Genomic DNA, 16431 nt, shown 5'->3' with positions numbered 1-16431 from the left:
CGTGGCGGGTGCGCCGGTCGGTCAGCCGCGGCGGGCCGTCTCCACCACGAAGGGGGTGCCCTGCTGGCAGGTGGTGAACATGTCGGGCTGGGCCCGGCCGGTGACGGTCACCTTCGCGCCCGCCTTCAACACGTCGCGCGGCCCGCCGATGAGCAGGTAGTTGTCGATCAGCAGGCAGTTGGGCTCCACGCCGGGGGTGACGGTCCCGGTCAGCGTGGTACCGCCCGCCGACGGCGGCTTCGTCGGCCCGCCGGGGCGCTTCGTGGGTGGCGGCAGGGCCGGGCCCGTCTGGTCGACCGGGTCGCCGGGGGTCGGCGGTACGCCCGGGGTGCTCGCGTCCGGGCTGGGCGGGCTGGTCACCGGCTGCGCTCCTGTCGGGGTCGGGCTGGGGGTGCCGCCGCCGTCCTGACCGCCGCCGCAGGCGCTCAGCGCCACGCAGACGGCCAGCGCGGAGACGGCGAGCCGAAACGTCCTCATACCCGTATCGGACGCAGCGAAGCCCGCTGTCGTTCCCGACCGGGACCGGTCAACCGCCGGGAACCGGGCACAGCGTCCGCCGGCCGGGACCGGTGCACCAGCCAGGAACCCGGCGCAGCCCCCCGCGACCGGGACCGGTCAACCGCCGCGGAACCCCGCGCCGTCCTCCGTGCCCCGGGCCGGTCAGCCACGGGCCGCGGCGGCGGCCTTCATGTCCCGCTTGAGCTCCTGCGGCAGCGAGAAGGTCAGCCGCTCGTTGGCGGTCACCACCTCGTCCACGTCGGTGAACCCGCGTGCGGCCAGGTGGGCGAGCACCTCCTGCACCAGCTCGTCCGGGACGCTGGCGCCCGAGGTCAGCCCGACCGTGCGCGCCCCCTCCAGCCAGGCGTCGTCGATCTCGTGCGCGAAGTCGACCAGGTGACCGGCCCGCGCGCCGGCGTCCAGGGCGACCTCCACGAGGCGTACCGAGTTGGAGGAGTTGCGCGAGCCGACGACGATCACCACGTCGCACTCGGGCGCGATCTCCTTGACCACGTGCTGCCGGTTGGAGGTGGCGTAGCAGATGTCGTCGCTGGGCGGCGACTGGAGCATCGGCAGCCGCTTCTTGAGCCGGGCCACCGTCTCCAGCGTCTCGTCGACCGAGAGGGTGGTCTGGGAGAGCCAGACGACCTTGTTCGGATCGCGGACGGTGATCTTGTCGGCGTCCTCCGGGCCGTCCACGAGCTGGATGTGCTCCGGGGCCTCGCCGGAGGTGCCGATGACCTCCTCGTGCCCCTCGTGGCCGATGAGCAGGATGTCGTAGTCCTCGGCGGCGAACCGCTTCGCCTCCTGGTGCACCTTGGTGACCAGCGGGCAGGTCGCGTCGATCGCCTTCAGCGAGCGCGCCCGGGCCTGCTCGTAGACCTCCGGCGCCACCCCGTGCGCGGAGAAGATGACGGTGGCGCCCTCCGGCACCTCCTCGTTCTCCTCCACGAAGATCGCGCCCTTGGCCTCCAGGGTCTGCACGACGTGCTTGTTGTGCACGATCTGCTTGCGCACGTAGATCGGGGCGCCGTAGAGCGTGAGCGCCTCCTCCACGGTCTGCACCGCGCGGTCCACGCCCGCGCAGTAGCCACGGGGCTTGGCCAGGAGCACGCGCTTGCCGGTCCGGGACGTCGCTTCAGCCTGAGTCACCCGCCCATCGTACGTGCCGCCCCGGATCGCGACATCGGCTGCGACCGCCGCCACGGCGCGGGCCCGCGCCGTGGTGAACGGGCGCACCGGCAGCGCGCACGGCCGCCGGCGACCCTCCGGACGACCCCGTTCGGCGCCCCGAGCGGCGAGATCTTGGTAGGGACGGGCCCTCGGAGGGGCCGTTTCACACCAAGATCTGCGCGCGGCCGCGCCGACGCCGCGACGCCGAGAGTGTCCGGGGCGGGCCGTAGGGTGGGCGGGTGAGCACAGGCGAGGTGGGGCGGAGCACGTCCGAGGAGCCGTGGCCGGTCCGGGTGGTCAGCCAGAAGGTCGGCGCCTGGATCGCCCGGCTCGGCTGGGTGTGGGTGGACGGGCAGGTGGCGCAGATCAGCCGCCGGCCGGGCGCCACCACCGTCTTCCTCACCCTGCGGGACCCGTCGGCCGACCTGAGCCTGACCGTCACCACCAACCGGGACGTCCTCGACGCCGGCGCGCCGGAGCTGCGCGAGGGCGCCCGGGTGGTGCTGCACGCCAAGCCCGAGTTCTACGCGGCCCGGGGCACGCTCAGCCTGCGCGCCGACGAGATCCGCCAGGTCGGCCTCGGCGAGCTGCTGGCCCGGCTGGAGAAGCTCAAGAAGCTGCTCGCCGCCGAGGGGCTCTTCGACCGGGCCCGCAAGCGCCGGCCGCCGTTCCTGCCCAACCGGATCGGGCTGATCACCGGCCGCGCGTCGGCCGCCGAGCGGGACGTGCTGACCAACGCCCGCCGGCGCTGGCCGGCCGTGGAGTTCCGCACGGTCAACGTGGCCGTGCAGGGGCCGAGCGCGGTCCCGCAGATCGTCGACGCGCTCAAGGTGCTGGACGCCGACCCGACCATCGACGTGATCATCATCGCCCGGGGCGGGGGCGGCATCGAGGACCTGCTCCCCTTCTCCGACGAGGCGCTCTGCCGGGCGGTCTTCGCCTGCCGCACGCCCGTGGTCAGCGCGATCGGCCACGAGACGGACGCGCCGCTGGTCGACTACGTCGCCGACCTGCGCGCCTCCACGCCGACCGACGCGGCAAAGCGGGTGGTCCCGGACCTCACCGAGGAGGTGCGCCTCATCCGGCAGGCCCGGCACCGTCTGGAGCGCGCGGTGCACAACCTCGTCGACCGCGAGTCGCACCGGCTCGACGGGCTGCGCTCCCGGCCGGTGCTGGCCCGGCCGCAGGTGATGGTCGACCAGCGGGCCACCGACCTGACAGGGCTCAGCCAGCGGGCCCGGCGCTGCCTGGACCACCGGCTCGCCGCCGCCGACGACGACCTGCGGCACACCCTGGCCCGGTTGCGGGCCCTCTCGCCCGCCGCCACCCTCGACCGGGGCTACGCGATCGTCCAGCGGGCCGACGGCCACGTCGTGCGCGCGGCGTCCGAGGTGGGCAAGGGCGACGCGCTGCGGGTCCGCCTCGCCGACGGCGAGCTGGCCGCCACGGTCGACGGCTGAACGGGGTACGGAAGCGGATGTGGTGGGATGGCAGCGATGACTGACGAGAACAAGGACGAGCGCCTCAGCTACGAGCAGGCCCGCGCCGAGCTGGCGTCGGTGGTCGAGCGGCTGGAGGCGGGCGGCACGACGCTGGAGGAGTCGCTGGCGCTCTGGGAGCGCGGCGAGAAGCTGGCCGGGATCTGCCAGCGCTGGCTCGACGGCGCCCGAGCCCGGATCGACGCCGCCCGGCATGAGTCCGCCTCCTGACGTCCGCGCGCCGGGCGGGCCGGGAACGCCGAACGGGGCGGCCGGAGCCGCCCCGCGCCCGCGTCGACCGCGTCAGTTGAACAGGTTGTAGAGCTCGGCCGGCGCCTCGACCACCTGGTCCGCCGGCGGCTTCTGCGCCGCGGTGGCGCTGCCGTAGTCCGAGTAGGTGATCCGGATGTCCTGGGCCTTCGTCTGGCCGGCGGCCGGGATCTGGATGACCATCTCGCTCAGCCGCCCCTGCGGGTCGAGCTTCGCGGTGAACGGCACCGACTTCGCCTGCGCCCCGAGGGCCGTGATCACCGTCGGGTCCACCGACCCCGCCTCCGCCGCCTTCGACACGTCGATGGTGCCGGCGTACGCGCCCTCGCCCGTCTGCCGCACCTCCGTGATGCCCTGGGTCAGCACCTCGCTGCCGGCCGGGTCGACCTTGTCGAAGTCGAAGCCCAGGTTCCGGTTGCCCTTGATCCGGGTCTGGTCCAGGTGCTGGTACTTGCCGAGGTTCAGCTTCTGCACGCCCGGCAGGCTGCCCGCGGTCGTGCCGCCGAGGTCCACCTTCACCCAGCTGTCCGGCTTGTAGTGGACGAGGTCGAGCTTCATGAACAGGTCGTCGGTCGGCTTGCCGACCGTCACCCGCATCTCGGCGCTCTGGCTGGGCTCGTGCACCTGCCCCTCGGCGGTGGAGCCGGCGCCGGACATGGTGAACCGGAAGTTGCCGTTGCTGATCTCGCGGGTGGAGGCCAGCAGCGCCTGCTTGGCGTCACCGGGGACCGGGGTCGCGGCACCGGAGGGCGCCGCCGTGCCGGACGCCGAGACGGTCGGGGAGGCGGACGATCCCGCCTCCGGGGTCCCGGTGGCGTTGCAGGCGGCCAGACCGGGAGTGAACAGCGCGACGGCCACCAGGCCGGCGCTCAGGCGTCGAACAGTCATGCGTGTCTCCCACGTGGGTCACCCGACGCACCTGGCGGCGGCCGGAAACCGGGCGACGCACCACGTCGGCTGCGTCGCACGGGCCCCGGTTGCCGGGGCGGCCGGCCGGGCCCGCCCCCCTGTTGTTCCCTGCCGTCGCGTCGCACAATCACCGTTCTGTCCGGTTGCCCCGGTCGGCTGACCCCGGGAACGCGAAAACGGGCGGCCGGAGCCGCCCGTTCCCCGTCGTATCGGCTCGTTACTCGGCATCTCGTACGTCGGGGCCGGGGCCTCGACCACCTTGTCCGCGGGCGGCTTCTGCGCGGTGGTGGCGTTGCCGTAGGTCGGCGTAGTTACCGTGATGCCGTGGGCCTTGGTGTCACCACCGGCCGCCGGGACCGAGATGACCAACTCGGTGATGCCCTTGGCGAGCACCGCGCTGCCGGTGCCGGAGGCGGGCACCGCCTCCTTCGGATCGGCGGGGATGGCGTCGGCGGCCGACGTGGACGAGCCGGCCGACATCCGGGGGGCGCCCGGGAGCGGTCAGCGGATCGATCCGGCGAGGTGCCGCAGCTCGTTGTCCCGGGCGTCGCCGACCACGATCACCGTCCGGTTCGGTTCGAGCAGCACCAGCGCCTGCTCGTTGGCCCGCCCGGTGTACCGCTGCCAGGTGCGGCCGCCCAGGTCGGTCTGCCCCTGCGGCTGCCCCTCGGCCGTCAGCTCGGTCGGCAGCAGCCGCTCCGGCGGCACGCTGCTCTGCACCAGCTGGGCACCCCGCCCCTCGGGGGTCACGTAGCCGAGGCGCAGGCTCGCCCCGCCCTCGACGGTCTGGAAGTTCGCGCTGACCGTCTGCCACCCGTCGCCGAGCTCCGCCGGCTCGCTGACCGGGAAGGCGTTGGCGGCCCGGGCCGACTCGACGGCGGGCGCCGGGTCGACCGTGATCGGCTGGTCGCCGCCGAGGAACCCCCGGTGGAAGGCGAGCAGCAGGGCGATCGGGACCAGCAGGATGAGCAGCGAGAGCGCCATGTCCTTCGGCGACCGCTCCGACTTGCGGGCGTCGACCGCGGGCGGCGGCGCGGGCAGTTCGCCCGTCTCCGCCGCGCCGTCGGCCGGCGCGCGCTCCGCCGCGCCGGCGGGTTCCACCAGCGCCGGCTCCCCCTCGGGTACGGCGGCGGCCGGGGTCGGGGCGGCCGGCGGCTGGCCGTCCGGCGGGGTCTGGTCGGCGGGTACGCGATCGGCAGGCTGTGCGGGTTCCACCCCGCCATCTTCCCGCACCGCCCGACCGGCCGTATCCGGGCCATCACCGCCCCGGCACGGCAGCCGGTCAGTCATCGTGTGAGGATCAGCGACACACCCGGCAGCGGCGACGCCGCATCCTGCCGCCCCGCAACGTCGCGAGGAGGAGCCGTCATGACGAACACCACCAGGACGCGGATCCCACAGGATCTCGACCGCAACCTCGCCCTCGACCTGGTCCGGGTCACCGAGGCCGCGGCGATGGCCGCCGGCCGCTGGGTCGGCCGGGGCGACAAGGAGGGCGGCGACGGCGCCGCCGTCGACGCGATGCGCAAGCTGATCAACTCGATCCCGATGCGGGGCGTCGTGGTCATCGGCGAGGGCGAGAAGGACAACGCCCCGATGCTCTTCAACGGCGAGGAGGTCGGCGACGGCACCGGGCCGGAGGTGGACGTCGCGGTCGACCCGATCGACGGCACCACGCTGATGAGCAAGGGCATGCCGAACGCCCTGGCCGTGCTCGCGGTCGCCGAGCGCGGGGCGATGTTCGACCCGAGCGCCGTGTTCTACATGGAGAAGCTCGCGGTCGGCCCGGCCTACGCGGACGTGGTGGACATCAACGCCGAGGTGGCCGACAACCTGCGCCGCATCGCCAGGGTCAAGGGCACCGACATCTCCGAGGTGACGGTCTGCGTGCTGGACCGGCCCCGGCACGACGACCTGGTCACGCAGATCCGGCGCGCCGGGGCGGGCATCCGCTTCATCTCGGACGGCGACATCGCGGGCGCCATCGCCGCCGCCCGCGGCGAGTCGGACGTCGACGTGCTGATGGGCATCGGCGGCACCCCGGAGGGGATCACCGCGGCCTGCGCCCTCAAGTGCATGGGCGGGGTGATGCAGGCCAAGCTCTGGCCGCGCGACGCGGAGGAGCGGGAGAAGGCGCTCGCCGCCGGGCACGACCTGGACCGGGTGCTGACCACCGACGACCTCGTCACCGGCGACAACTGCTTCTTCGTGGCGACCGGGGTCACCTCCGGCGACCTGCTGCGCGGCGTCCGCTACCGGTCCGGTGGGGCGTACACGCAGTCGATCGTGATGCGCTCGAAGAGCGGCACCATCCGCGTGATCGACTCGTACCACCGGCTGGAGAAGCTGGCCCTCTACTCGGCGGTGGACTTCGACGGTCGTCCCCTGGCAGAGCAGGAGTGACCGTCACCGGGACGGCGGCCCCGCCGACTCCGTCGGCGACGCGCCGGATCGCCGGCGTGGGCCTCGCGACCGCCTCCGGGGTCGCCGTGGCCGTGCAGTCCCGGATCAACGGCGAGCTGGGCGTACGCCTGGCCGACGGGATCGCCGCCGCGGTGGTCTCGTTCGGCGTGGGACTGCTCGTGCTGCTGGTGCTGGTCCCCGCCACCCCGGGTGGGCGGCGGGGCCTGGTCGCCCTGCGTGCCGCGCTCGCCGACGGCGCGTTGCGCCCGTGGCAGTGCCTCGGCGGGGTCTGCGGCGCGTTCCTGGTGGCCACCCAGGGGCTGACCATCGGCACCCTGGGTGTGGCGGTCTTCACGGTGGCGGTGGTCGCCGGCCAGTCCGGCAGCAGCCTGGCCGTCGACCGGGCCGGGATCGGCCCGAACGGACGCCAGCCGGTCACCGCCCAACGGCTGGCGGGCGCGGCGCTGACCGTGGTCGCGGTCCTGCTGGCCGTCGGCGACCGGCTCGGCGACCCGGGCACCCTCGGGCTGGCGCTGTTGCCGCTGCTCGCCGGGGTGGCCATCGCCTGGCAGCAGGCGGTCAACGGGCGTGTCCGGATGGCTTCCGGCAGCGCCCTGACGGCCACGCTGGTCAACTTCGCCGTCGGGATGGCGGCCCTGCTGGCGACCTTCGCCGTCGACGTCGCGGTCCGCGGCTGGCCGGCGGGCGACCTGCCGACCGAGCCGTGGCTCTATCTCGGCGGCCCGATCGGGATCGTGTTCATCGCGGTCGCCGCCGCGATCGTCCGGTTCACCGGCGTGCTGTTGCTCGGCCTGGCCAGCATCGCCGGTCAGATCGTCGGCGCCGTGCTGCTGGACGTGCTGCTGCCCACGGCGGCCTCCCACCCGAGCGTCACCACCCTGCTCGGCGCGGCGCTGACCATGGTCGCGGTCCTCGTCGCCGCCTTGGCCCCGCCCGCGCCCCGCCGGCCGGGTCACCCGGCCTGAGGCGTCCCACCGCCGGCCACCCGGCCGTCACGCCGCATGCCGTCGCCCCGTCGCCCCGTCGCCCCGTCGCCCCGTCGCCCCGTCGTGCCGTCGTGCCGTCCTGCCGTCCTGCCGGAAGGCTGTCGCGCCGCATCGTCGTCGTGCCCGGCCGCCGGGGTCACGGGGTTCGCGCCGGCCGGGTGGCGGGGGTGCGGAGGGCCGCGACGGTCTCGGCGAGGACGTCGTCGAGGGGGGTCGGGTCGATGCCGAAGGTGGTGGTGGCGGCGGTGGAGTCCAGCACGAACGGCCGGTCGAACTGGTAGGCCACCTCCCGCATCTCCCGCGCCGTCGGGTCGAACAGCCCGCCCAGCCACAGCACCGGCCCGGGCATCCGGGCGAGCTTCGGCGCGGGCGCCCCGGCGAGCGTCGCCGCGCGGACGGCCAGCTCGCGGATCGGGACGGCCGGCGTCGTCGGCACGTGCCAGGCCCGGCCCCAGCCGCGCTCGTCGGTGGCCGCGGCCACCAGCGTGCGGGCCACGTCGCCCACGTACGTCCAGCTGTGCGGCGCGTCGAGGGCCGCCGGCACGAGCGCGCGCCGGCCCGCCATGACCTGGGGCAGCACCAACATGCTCACCAGCGACTGGGCGCCGGCGCCCAGGTAGTCCGAGCCCCGCACCTCGGTGATTCGGGCCCGGCCCGCCTCGTGGGCGGCGAGCGCGTCGGCCCACATCCGCACCCGCACCTGCCCCTTCACGCTGCTCGGCCGCAGCGGCGTCGCCTCGGTCATCGGGGCGTCGACGGGACCGTAGCCGTAGAGGTTGCCGACCGTGGCGAGCACCGCCCCGCTTCGCTCGGCGGCGGCGAGCAGGGCGGCGGCCAGCGGCGGCCAGTCGGTGCTCCACCGGTGGTAGGCGGGGTTGGCGCAGTTGTAGAGCGCCGCCGCGCCGGTGGTCGCCGCGGCCAGCCGGTCGGCGTCGGTGGCGTCCGCGGCGATCCGCTCGACCGCCGGGTGCTCCGGCCCGCTGCCCCGGCGGGTGACCAGCCGCACCCGCTCGCCCCGATCGGCGAGGAGGCGGGCGGTGGCGGTGCCGACGGGGCCGGCGCCGACGATCACGTGCAGTGCCATCAGGGGTCACCTTTCATAGCAGCGATACGTTTCGAGAGCGGTGCTCTCGTTCGACACCAGCATGCACCCACCGCCACGCTCGCGTCAAGAGCAGTGCTCTCGGTTTTGATCTGCGCTCTCGTTCGTGGCAGGGTGGGGGCATGGCTGCACCCTCGATCCGTGCCCGGGTCCGCGCCGAGATGATCGACGAGATCAAGGCCGTCGCGCGGCGCCACCTCGCGACCGACGGCGCCAACCTGTCCCTGCGCGCGGTCGCCCGGGACATGGGCATGGTCTCGTCGGCGATCTACCGCTACTTCCCCAGCCGCGACGACCTGCTGACCGCGCTGATCATCGAGGCGTACGACGCGCTCGGGGCCGCCGTGGAGGCGGCCGACGCCGGCCGCGACCGCCTCGACCTGCGCGGGCGCTGGCACGCCGTCTGCCGCGCGGCCCGGGAGTGGGCGCTCACCCACCCCGCCGAGTACGCCCTGCTCTACGGCAGCCCCGTGCCCGGCTACGCCGCGCCGGCCGACACCATCGGCCCCGCCCAACGACCTCCACTGACCCTGGTCGGCATCCTCCGCGACGGGTACGCCGCCGGCCGGATCGACCCGCCGCCCACCAGCGAGCCGCCCGAGCCGCTCCGGGCCGACCTCGCGGACCTGGGCGGGACCCTGGGCGGCGGGCTGCCCGAGGCGTTGCTCGCCCGGGGCATGGCCGGCTGGACGCAGCTCTTCGGGCTCATCAGCTTCGAGCTGTTCGGCCGGATCAACGACGCGCTGTCGCACCGGGACGCCTACTTCGACCACCAGACGGCACTGATGGCCGACCTGATCGGCCTCCCCCGGGCGGCCTGACGCACGGGCTTGACGGCGTCAGCGCGGCGGCCCGGCGGGGGGCGGCGGCTGGGGCGGACCGGCCGGGGCGGGTGCTCCCACCAACCGGGCCGCCCGCCAGCCCAGCAGCAGCCCCGGCACCGTGGCCGCCACGGCGAGCAGCAGCGCGGTGCGGGTGTACGCGGGGCGGCCGTAGAGCCAGCCGACCAGCGGCAACGCGGTCAGCGCCAGGGTCAGGGCGGCGGCCAGCAGCACCTCCAGGGCCCACCGACCTCGCGCGCCCCGCAGCCCGCCCAGCGCCCAGGCGGACAGCAGCAGCGCGCCGAACAGGAACACGAGCGACGCGACGAGACCAAGTTCCGCGATGACCAGCTCGCGCGTCCAGACCATGGCCAGCGGCGCCCAGGCGACGACGGCGAGCACGGCCAGGACGCTCGGCAGCCAGGGCCCCGCGCCGGCAGGCAGCCGCGCCCGCACCGCCGACACGGCCAGCACGAGCGCCGCCAGCGTGAGCCCCACGAGCAGGGCCAGCAGCGGATCGTCGCCCCGGTCCGCCGGGGTGCTGCGGCCCAGCGCCGGCGGGCGTCCGTCGAACGGGTACCCGCCCACCCGGGCGTCGACGAAGCCGAGCCGTTCCCAGGTCCCGTCCGGCCGACGGATGGCGAAGCCGTCCCGGCCGTTGGCCACCAGCACGACGTGCCGGCCGTCGCCGGTGTCCCACACGGTCAGCTCCTGCGCGGCGATGCGCTCCCCGCGCGGCCCCGGGTCCGGGTACTGGCGGCGCAGCACGGCGCGCTGCGCCTCCGTGGCCGCCCAGGCCGGTCGCCAGCTCCGCCCCGCGTCGTCGCTCTGCTCCACGGCGAGCCGGCCGGGGATCAGCCGGTAGCAGCGCGTCGGCGTGGCGGTCGAGCAGCCCCGGCTGACCGGTCCGGCCGCCGGCCCCTTCCTGCCCTTCAACGCCTCGGCCTCGCCCCGCGTCGGGTCGCGCCACGTCGCCCCCGCGTCGTCGCTCACCCGCCAGGAGGGCGCGCTGTCGAATGCCCGGTCGGCGTAGCTGTGGCCGATGCCGGCCGCCAACCGTGCGTCGAGGACCGCCGCCCGGACGGCGTCGGGGTAGTGGACGGCGCTGGTCGCCGCCACCGCCAGCGTCGCCGCCGGCAGCAGCACCAGCAGGCGGACCAGCCGGGCGGAGCGCCGCCGCACCGGCTCCCGCCGCGACCGTGACCAGGTCCAGCCCGCGAGGGCCAGCGCCGGCAGGGCGAGCAGGTCGGTGCGGTCCGCCCGCACCAGCGACGGCCCGCTGACGGCGCTCCAGAGCGCCGAGGCGCCGGCGGCGGCGTACCCGCTGGACTTGACGGCGGTGAAGCCGGCGGCGACGAGACCGAGCCCGACCGCGACGGCGGTACGGGCCGGCAACCGCGGTGCCAGCAGGGTGAGCAGCACCGCGACCAGCGGCGGCGCGAGGACCAGTCCGGCGACGTCGCTGAGCTTCCCGGTCAGCGGGCCCGGAAAGGCAGCCTTGAGCAGGTGGTCGTTCACCACGAGCAGGACGAGGGCGACGACCGTCGCGGGGTGCCCCAGCCAGGCCAGGGTCGCCGGCGCGCCGTCGCGGTGCGGGGCCGGGTCGCTCATCGACCCACCGTCGCAACAATTGATCTCGATCCGGCCACGGCCGGGGCAGCATCCGGTACCGGTGCGTCAGGTGCCGTCCGAGGAGTGCCCGGGGAACAGGTGCGCGCTCGGGTCGATGGCCACCGCGGCGTTGTTCACCGCCGTGGCGGCCTCGCCGAAGCCGGTGGCGATCAGGCGCACCTTGCCCGGGTACTCGGTGATGTCCCCGGCCGCGAAGACCCGGGGCAGGTTCGTCGCCATCGCGCTGTCGACCACGATGTGCCGGCGATCCAGCCGCAGCCCCCACTCGGCCAGCGGGCCGAGGTCGGCGGTGAAGCCGAGGGCCGCGACCACCGTGTCCACCGGCAGCAGCTCGACGGCGCCGCCGCGTACGGTGATCTCGGCGCCGGTCACCGCGCCGTCGCCGTGCAGCCCGGTCACCTCGGCGTTGACGATCACCCGCACCGGCAGGTCCAGCACCCGGGCGACGGTGGCCGCGTGGGCGCGGAACTTCTCCCGCCGGTGCGCCAACGTCACCGAGCGGGCCAGGGGCTGGAGGGTCGCCGCCCAGTCGAAGGCGGAGTCCCCGCCGCCGACGATCAGCACGTCCCGGCCGGCCAGCTCCGTCGGCTGGGGCACGAAGTAGACGATCCCGGTGCCGACGAAGTGTTCCGCCACCGGCAGCGGGCGGGGTGTGAAGCTGCCCAGCCCACCGGTGACGATCACCGCTCCGCAGCCGAGCTGCTCGCCGCCGGCGAGGCCGAGCACCGGCCGCCCGTCGGCGTACGAGAGCTTCTCCGCGCGGGCGCCGAGCAGGTAGAGCGGGTCGAAGGGCGCCGCCTGGGCGACGAGGTTGGCGACCAGGTCCCGCCCCTTGACCGCCGGGAAGCCGGCCACGTCGTGGATCAGCTTCTCCGGGTACATGGCGGTGATCTGGCCGCCGGGCTCGGGCAGCGCGTCGACGACCGCGACGGAGAGCCCGCGGAACCCGGCGTAGTACGCCGCGAAGAGCCCGGCCGGACCGGCCCCGATCACCGCGACATCGACCTCGCGCATGGGCGTACCGTCGCTTTCCGCTCACGGATCAACGCGTGCTGATCCCGACGGTAGGGCCGGCGGCGGGCCCGGGCAAGGATGTCCCACCAGGCCGTACGGCGCCGGCGCGTCGGCGCTCAGGGCAGGGTGAGGGTGGACTCCGAGCGGTACGGGCCGCCGAGGTCGTCCCGGCGGCGGCGGAAGACGATCGCGGCGACCGCCCCGCCGAGCAGCCCGAACAGGTGCCCCTGCCAGGAGATCCGCTCGTCGGTGGGCAGGATGCCGACCAGTTGCCAGCCGTAGAGCAGGCCGACGAGCAGGAAGACCGCGAAGTTCCACCAGCTCCGCTCGACGATGCCCCGCATGAGCAGGATGCCCAGGTAGCCGAAGATGACGCCGCTCGCGCCCACCACCACCGAGTTGGACGAGCCGGTGAACCACACCCCCAGCCCGCTGACCAGGACGATGACGAGCGTCGACCAGAGGAACCGGCGGGCGCCGGCGGCGAGCACGAAGGTGCCGAGCAGGATCAGCGGGATGCTGTTGCTGTAGAGGTGGTCGAAGCCGTGGTGCAGGAACGGCGAGAAGAACACCCCGTCGAGCCCGTCGATGCGCTTCGGGATGATCCCGGCGGCGGTGTCGAAGCCGGCCGCCAGCCCCTGGTCGAGGGCCTCGATGAGGAACAGGAACGGCACCACCGCGCACATGGCGACGAAGGCCCGGCCGAGGGCGGCGTAGAACGCCTCGGTGCCGAACCGGTGGGGGTCGCCGCTTCCCGGGTGCAGGGTCACCCGTCAAGAGCTATCAGGTGACGGCCCGTGCCGCCACTTCTGCGCCGATCCACGCAACGACACGACGGACGCCCGCGCGCGACACGACGCGCGACGCGCGCGGAACAGGACGGGCGACCCGGGCACGGATCGACGGGCGACGCGCGCGGGACGCGCAGGGCGATCCGGGCGGGGAAAGACGTCGGCGGGGTGTGTGGACGCCCACACACCCCGCCGAGGTCGATCGGTCAGTACCAGCCCACGTCCTGCGAGTGGGCCCATGCCTTGCAGGGCGAGCCGTAGCGGCCCTCGATGTAGCCGAGACCCCACTTGATCTGCGTCGCCGGGTTGGTCTGCCAGTCGTCGGCGACCGAGCCCATCTTGCTGCCCGGCAGCGCCTGCGGGATGCCGTACGCCCCGGACGAGGGGTTGCGGGCCTTGTGGTTCCAGCCGCTCTCCTTGGTCCAGAGCTTGTCCAGACAGGGGAACTGGTCCATCCCGAAGCCGGCCTTCACCATGAGCGCGCAGCCGACCTCGCGGTTGCCGCTGTACTCCGCGCAGGACGCCGGGATCGGCCCGTCGTACGGCTTGCTCTCGGCGGCCTTCTCGGCCGCGGCCTTGGCGGCGGCCTCCCGGGCCTTCTTCCGCGACGCGGCGGCGGCCTCGGCCTCGCGGGCCCGCTTGGCGGCCTCCTTGGCGGCCGCGGCGGCGCGCAGCTTCGCCTGGTATTCGGCGGCCCGCTGCTTGGCGGACTGCAGCTGGTGGGCGGCGTGCCGTTCGCGCTGGTAGTCCAGCTCGGCCTCTTCGACGGCGGCGCCGACCTGCGCGGTCAGGCCCTGTTGCTGGGTCTGGCGGTCTTCGCCCAGGTACACACCGCCGGCAACGCCCACGGAGAGCAGCGCGACAGCGGCAGTGCGGGCGCCGAACCGGCTCCACAGCCGACTCACGAAGTGGTCCCTTCGTCGGGGGCAAGGACACGGCACGGGGCACCCCGGTCTGAGGGGGAGGGCCCGAGCCGCGAGCGCCCCGACCCTGTGCCGGTCGCAGCCGACGTACCGGGGTGGGAGATGTCGGTGTGACGAACGATCACCAACGATCTTGTCGGTACGTGGGCGCTCGTTGGACACCATCGCGCACGGTGAGGCCGATGGGAAACCAAGGAGCCCGAATGTGACTTGCGTCACTCAAATTATCCGGACAAAGCACCTCATAACGGTCATCAGTGCGGGATGTCCTCCAGCAGATCGGTCACCATCGCCGCGATCGGCGACCGCTCCGAACGGCTGAGGGTGACGTGGGCGAAGAGCGGGTGGCCCTTGAGCGCCTCGATCACGGCGGTCACCCCGTCGTGCCGGCCGACGCGCAGATTGTCCCGCTGGGCCACGTCGTGGGTCAGCACCACCCGGGAGCCCTGGCCGATCCGGGAGAGCACCGTCAGCAGCACGCCGCGCTCCAGGGACTGCGCCTCGTCCACGATCACGAAGGCGTCGTGCAGGCTCCGCCCCCGGATGTGGGTCAGCGGCAGCACCTCCAGCAGCCCGCGCGAGGTGACCTCCTCCAGCACGTTCTCGTGCACCACCGCGCCGAGGGTGTCGAAGACCGCCTGCGCCCAGGGCGACATCTTCTCCGACTCGGAGCCGGGCAGGTAGCCCAGCTCCTGCCCGCCGACGGCGTAGAGCGGGCGGAAGACCACCACCTTCTTGTGCCGGCGGCGCTCCATCACCGCCTCCAGCCCGGCGCAGAGGGCCAGCGCCGACTTGCCGGTCCCGGCCCGCCCGCCCAGCGAGACGATGCCGACCGACTCGTCCAGCAGCAGGTCGAGGGCGATCCGCTGCTCGGCCGAGCGGCCGTGCACCCCGAACGCCTCCCGGTCGCCGCGGACCAGCCGCACCGTCTTGTCGGGCAGCACCCGGCCGAGCGCCGAGCCGCGCGCCGAGTGCAGCACCAGGCCGGTGTGGCAGGGCAGCCCGGCGGCGGCGTCCAGGTCGAGCGTCTCGCCGGCGTAGAGCCGGCCGATCTGCTCCTCCGCCAGCTCCAGCTCGGCCATCCCCGTCCAGGTGGGATCGCTGGCCTGGCCGTGCCGGTACTCGTCGGCCCGCAGGCCCACCGAGGCGGCCTTGACCCGCAGCGGCATGTCCTTGCTGACCAGGGTCACCTCCCGCCCCTCGGCGGCGAGGTTCAGCGCGACGGAGAGGATCCGCGCGTCGTTGGAGTCGGTGCGGAAGCCCGGCGGCAGCACGCCGTCGTCGGAGTGGTTGAGCTCCACCCGCAGCGTGCCGCCGGAGTCGTTGGCCGGCACCGGACGGTCGAGCCGCCCGTGCCGGACCCGCAGCTCGTCCAGCATGCGCAGGGACTGCCGGGCGAACCAGCCCAGCTCCGGGTGGTGTCGCTTGCCCTCCAGCTCGGAGATGACCACGAGGGGCAGGACCACCTCGTGCTCGGCGAAGCGGTGGAAGGCCGCCGGGTCGGAGAGGAGCACCGAGGTGTCCAGGACGAACGCCTGGCCGGCTGGTCGGGGCTCCTCGGCGTCGACCGGAGCGGCGGACGCGCCGCGGCGGCTCCGGGTGGTGCGGCGGGTCGTGGCAGTCGCGGCCGTGGTCTGGTCGGCCCCGGCGGTCGTACGGCGAGTCGTCACAGGCCTGCTCCGACGGATGGGCACCCGCCACCCGCGTTCCGCCTCCTCCGGTGCCCGGGGACACGGGGTCGGATGCGGAACCCCGTGCGCGAGGTCGCAGATCCGGGCGGGCCGGCTGGCCCGGGAGAACCCCGTGCCATGCCTAGACGCTAGCGGCGTCGGACCCTCCGGGCTAGAGGGCGATCGTGGAACTCCGGGGACCGGCTCGTTAACGGGCGGCGGCGGAACCGGCCGGGATGCATGCCCCCTGCGCGCATCCCGGCCGGTGGGACCACCGTCACCGGTCTGACGTGGTCCCGACGGTGCGTGTCCGCCGCGGACGACGCACCGTGCCCTGGGTACCGGCCGACGGGGCCTCGGGATCCCCGTCGACCGGGCTCAACCGGTCCGCCGGACCAGGGTGCCGGTCGGCTGCCGCCCGGCCACCGGGGCGGCCGGCGCCGCGAACGACGAGCCGGTGTACGTGGTGCCGGGCCGGACCACCGTGCCGGTGACCCGGGTGGTGGTCGTGGTGGTCGTGGTCGGCGGCGGGCCGGCCAGCGCGGAGGCGATGGCCGCCTGGGCGTCGCGGCGGCGGCGGTTCCAGGCGCCCCGGTCGCCGTCGAAGTAGCCCTGCCGGTACCCGAACCGGTAGCCGATCCGGTAGCTGAGCTGACCGTGCAGCCGGCCGGCGGCGTAGCTCGTGGCCGCGAGGACGAGGACGAGGAAGACCGCGAGGAAGGGGCTCATCCGGCGGCTCC

General features: G+C 74.6%; 17 protein-coding genes. 5 read left to right on the top strand and 12 right to left on the bottom strand.

Translation table 11 applies throughout. From position 1 onward, the window contains the following. Positions 1–21: 21 nt before the first annotated feature. Together ACSNOB_RS08285 and ACSNOB_RS08280 are read right to left on the bottom strand one after the other, a co-directional pair. Complete coding sequence (locus tag ACSNOB_RS08285; RefSeq protein ID WP_436685976.1) at positions 22–477, bottom strand: hypothetical protein; 456 nt, start codon at positions 475–477, stop codon at positions 22–24. A 183-nt stretch (positions 478–660) separates the two neighbouring features. After that, entirely contained in the window at positions 661–1650 is a 990-nt protein-coding gene (locus ACSNOB_RS08280) for a 4-hydroxy-3-methylbut-2-enyl diphosphate reductase (RefSeq protein ID WP_436685975.1), read from the bottom strand. Positions 1651–1910: 260 nt separating this feature from the next. Here ACSNOB_RS08280 and xseA point away from each other — a divergent pair, with 260 nt between their 5' ends. Together xseA and ACSNOB_RS08270 are read left to right on the top strand one after the other, a co-directional pair. Then, positions 1911–3131: an exodeoxyribonuclease VII large subunit gene (gene xseA / locus ACSNOB_RS08275; protein ID WP_436685974.1), complete on the top strand. Its 1221-nt coding sequence runs from the start codon at positions 1911–1913 to the stop codon at positions 3129–3131. A 36-nt stretch (positions 3132–3167) separates the two neighbouring features. Beyond that, positions 3168–3380, top strand: a complete 213-nt coding sequence (locus ACSNOB_RS08270) for an exodeoxyribonuclease VII small subunit (RefSeq protein ID WP_436685973.1) — start codon at positions 3168–3170, stop codon at positions 3378–3380. 72 nt (positions 3381–3452) lie between these two features. On the opposite strand, the gene ACSNOB_RS08265 is transcribed toward ACSNOB_RS08270, so the two are convergent. The 3 genes from ACSNOB_RS08265 to ACSNOB_RS08255 are packed head-to-tail and all read right to left on the bottom strand — an operon-like array spanning position 3453 to position 5543. Beyond that, the gene (locus ACSNOB_RS08265; protein ID WP_436685972.1) at positions 3453–4307 is read right to left on the bottom strand and encodes a hypothetical protein; all 855 of its coding nucleotides are present in this window, start codon (positions 4305–4307) and stop codon (positions 3453–3455) included. A gap of 18 nt (positions 4308–4325) precedes the next feature. After that, positions 4326–4808 carry a hypothetical protein gene (locus ACSNOB_RS08260; RefSeq protein ID WP_436685971.1) on the bottom strand — a complete coding sequence of 161 codons (483 nt, stop codon included), beginning with the start codon at positions 4806–4808 and terminating at the stop codon, positions 4326–4328. 21 nt (positions 4809–4829) lie between these two features. Further along, entirely contained in the window at positions 4830–5543 is a 714-nt protein-coding gene (locus ACSNOB_RS08255; protein ID WP_436685970.1) for a DUF4245 domain-containing protein, read from the bottom strand. 153 nt (positions 5544–5696) lie between these two features. On the opposite strand from ACSNOB_RS08255, the gene glpX reads away from it, so the two are divergent. Then, positions 5697–6731, top strand: coding sequence for a class II fructose-bisphosphatase (glpX, locus tag ACSNOB_RS08250; protein ID WP_436685969.1), 1035 nt, complete (start codon positions 5697–5699; stop codon positions 6729–6731). Then, entirely contained in the window at positions 6728–7717 is a 990-nt protein-coding gene (locus tag ACSNOB_RS08245) for a DMT family transporter (RefSeq protein ID WP_436685968.1), read from the top strand. Before glpX ends, ACSNOB_RS08245 begins: the two co-directional genes overlap by 4 nt. Before the next feature lie 157 nt (positions 7718–7874). Here ACSNOB_RS08245 and ACSNOB_RS08240 read toward each other — a convergent pair whose 3' ends face one another. Continuing rightward, positions 7875–8822, bottom strand: a complete 948-nt coding sequence (locus ACSNOB_RS08240; RefSeq protein WP_436685967.1) for an NAD-dependent epimerase/dehydratase family protein — start codon at positions 8820–8822, stop codon at positions 7875–7877. Between the two features lie 140 nt (positions 8823–8962). On the opposite strand from ACSNOB_RS08240, the gene ACSNOB_RS08235 reads away from it, so the two are divergent. Beyond that, positions 8963–9661, top strand: coding sequence for a TetR/AcrR family transcriptional regulator (locus ACSNOB_RS08235; protein WP_436685966.1), 699 nt, complete (start codon positions 8963–8965; stop codon positions 9659–9661). An 18-nt stretch (positions 9662–9679) separates the two neighbouring features. Here the strand turns inward: ACSNOB_RS08235 and ACSNOB_RS08230 are convergent, their stop codons facing one another. The 6 genes from ACSNOB_RS08230 to ACSNOB_RS08205 form a co-directional block, all read right to left on the bottom strand. Beyond that, entirely contained in the window at positions 9680–11272 is a 1593-nt protein-coding gene (locus ACSNOB_RS08230) for a hypothetical protein (protein WP_436685965.1), read from the bottom strand. A 66-nt stretch (positions 11273–11338) separates the two neighbouring features. Then, positions 11339–12307 carry an NAD(P)/FAD-dependent oxidoreductase gene (locus tag ACSNOB_RS08225; protein ID WP_436685964.1) on the bottom strand — a complete coding sequence of 323 codons (969 nt, stop codon included), beginning with the start codon at positions 12305–12307 and terminating at the stop codon, positions 11339–11341. Between the two features lie 116 nt (positions 12308–12423). Beyond that, on the bottom strand, positions 12424–13077 hold the full coding sequence (locus tag ACSNOB_RS08220; RefSeq protein WP_393102498.1) for a rhomboid family intramembrane serine protease: 654 nt from the start codon (positions 13075–13077) through the stop codon (positions 12424–12426). Positions 13078–13304: 227 nt separating this feature from the next. Further along, positions 13305–14003, bottom strand: a complete 699-nt coding sequence (locus ACSNOB_RS08215) for a lytic transglycosylase domain-containing protein (protein WP_436685963.1) — start codon at positions 14001–14003, stop codon at positions 13305–13307. A gap of 272 nt (positions 14004–14275) precedes the next feature. Beyond that, positions 14276–15691, bottom strand: a complete 1416-nt coding sequence (locus tag ACSNOB_RS08210) for a PhoH family protein (RefSeq protein WP_393102496.1) — start codon at positions 15689–15691, stop codon at positions 14276–14278. A gap of 378 nt (positions 15692–16069) precedes the next feature. Further along, positions 16070–16420 (bottom strand): hypothetical protein, encoded by a 351-nt coding sequence (locus ACSNOB_RS08205; RefSeq protein ID WP_436685962.1) that lies wholly within the window; start codon positions 16418–16420, stop codon positions 16070–16072. Positions 16421–16431: the final 11 nt, after the last annotated feature.

Origin of the sequence: Micromonospora sp. URMC 106 (assembly GCF_051386395.1) — a bacterium.
Taxonomy (GTDB): Bacteria; Actinomycetota; Actinomycetes; order Mycobacteriales; family Micromonosporaceae; genus Micromonospora.
This window is presented reverse-complemented; position numbering and strand designations above follow the sequence as displayed.

Bases quoted from the DNA above. Each gene is read 5' to 3' on its own strand.
- ACSNOB_RS08285 (WP_436685976.1), bottom strand. From the start codon at position 477: ATGAGGACGTTTCGGCTCGCCGTCTCCGCGCTGGCCGTCTGCGTGGCG.
- ACSNOB_RS08270 (WP_436685973.1), top strand. From the start codon at position 3,168: ATGACTGACGAGAACAAGGACGAGCGCCTCAGCTACGAGCAGGCCCGC.
- ACSNOB_RS08265 (WP_436685972.1), bottom strand. From the start codon at position 4,307: ATGACTGTTCGACGCCTGAGCGCCGGCCTGGTGGCCGTCGCGCTGTTC.
- ACSNOB_RS08260 (WP_436685971.1), bottom strand. From the start codon at position 4,808: ATGTCGGCCGGCTCGTCCACGTCGGCCGCCGACGCCATCCCCGCCGAT.
- glpX (WP_436685969.1), top strand. From the start codon at position 5,697: ATGACGAACACCACCAGGACGCGGATCCCACAGGATCTCGACCGCAAC.
- ACSNOB_RS08240 (WP_436685967.1), bottom strand. From the start codon at position 8,822: ATGGCACTGCACGTGATCGTCGGCGCCGGCCCCGTCGGCACCGCCACC.
- ACSNOB_RS08235 (WP_436685966.1), top strand. From the start codon at position 8,963: ATGGCTGCACCCTCGATCCGTGCCCGGGTCCGCGCCGAGATGATCGAC.
- ACSNOB_RS08230 (WP_436685965.1), bottom strand. From the start codon at position 11,272: ATGAGCGACCCGGCCCCGCACCGCGACGGCGCGCCGGCGACCCTGGCC.
- ACSNOB_RS08225 (WP_436685964.1), bottom strand. From the start codon at position 12,307: ATGCGCGAGGTCGATGTCGCGGTGATCGGGGCCGGTCCGGCCGGGCTC.
- ACSNOB_RS08205 (WP_436685962.1), bottom strand. From the start codon at position 16,420: ATGAGCCCCTTCCTCGCGGTCTTCCTCGTCCTCGTCCTCGCGGCCACG.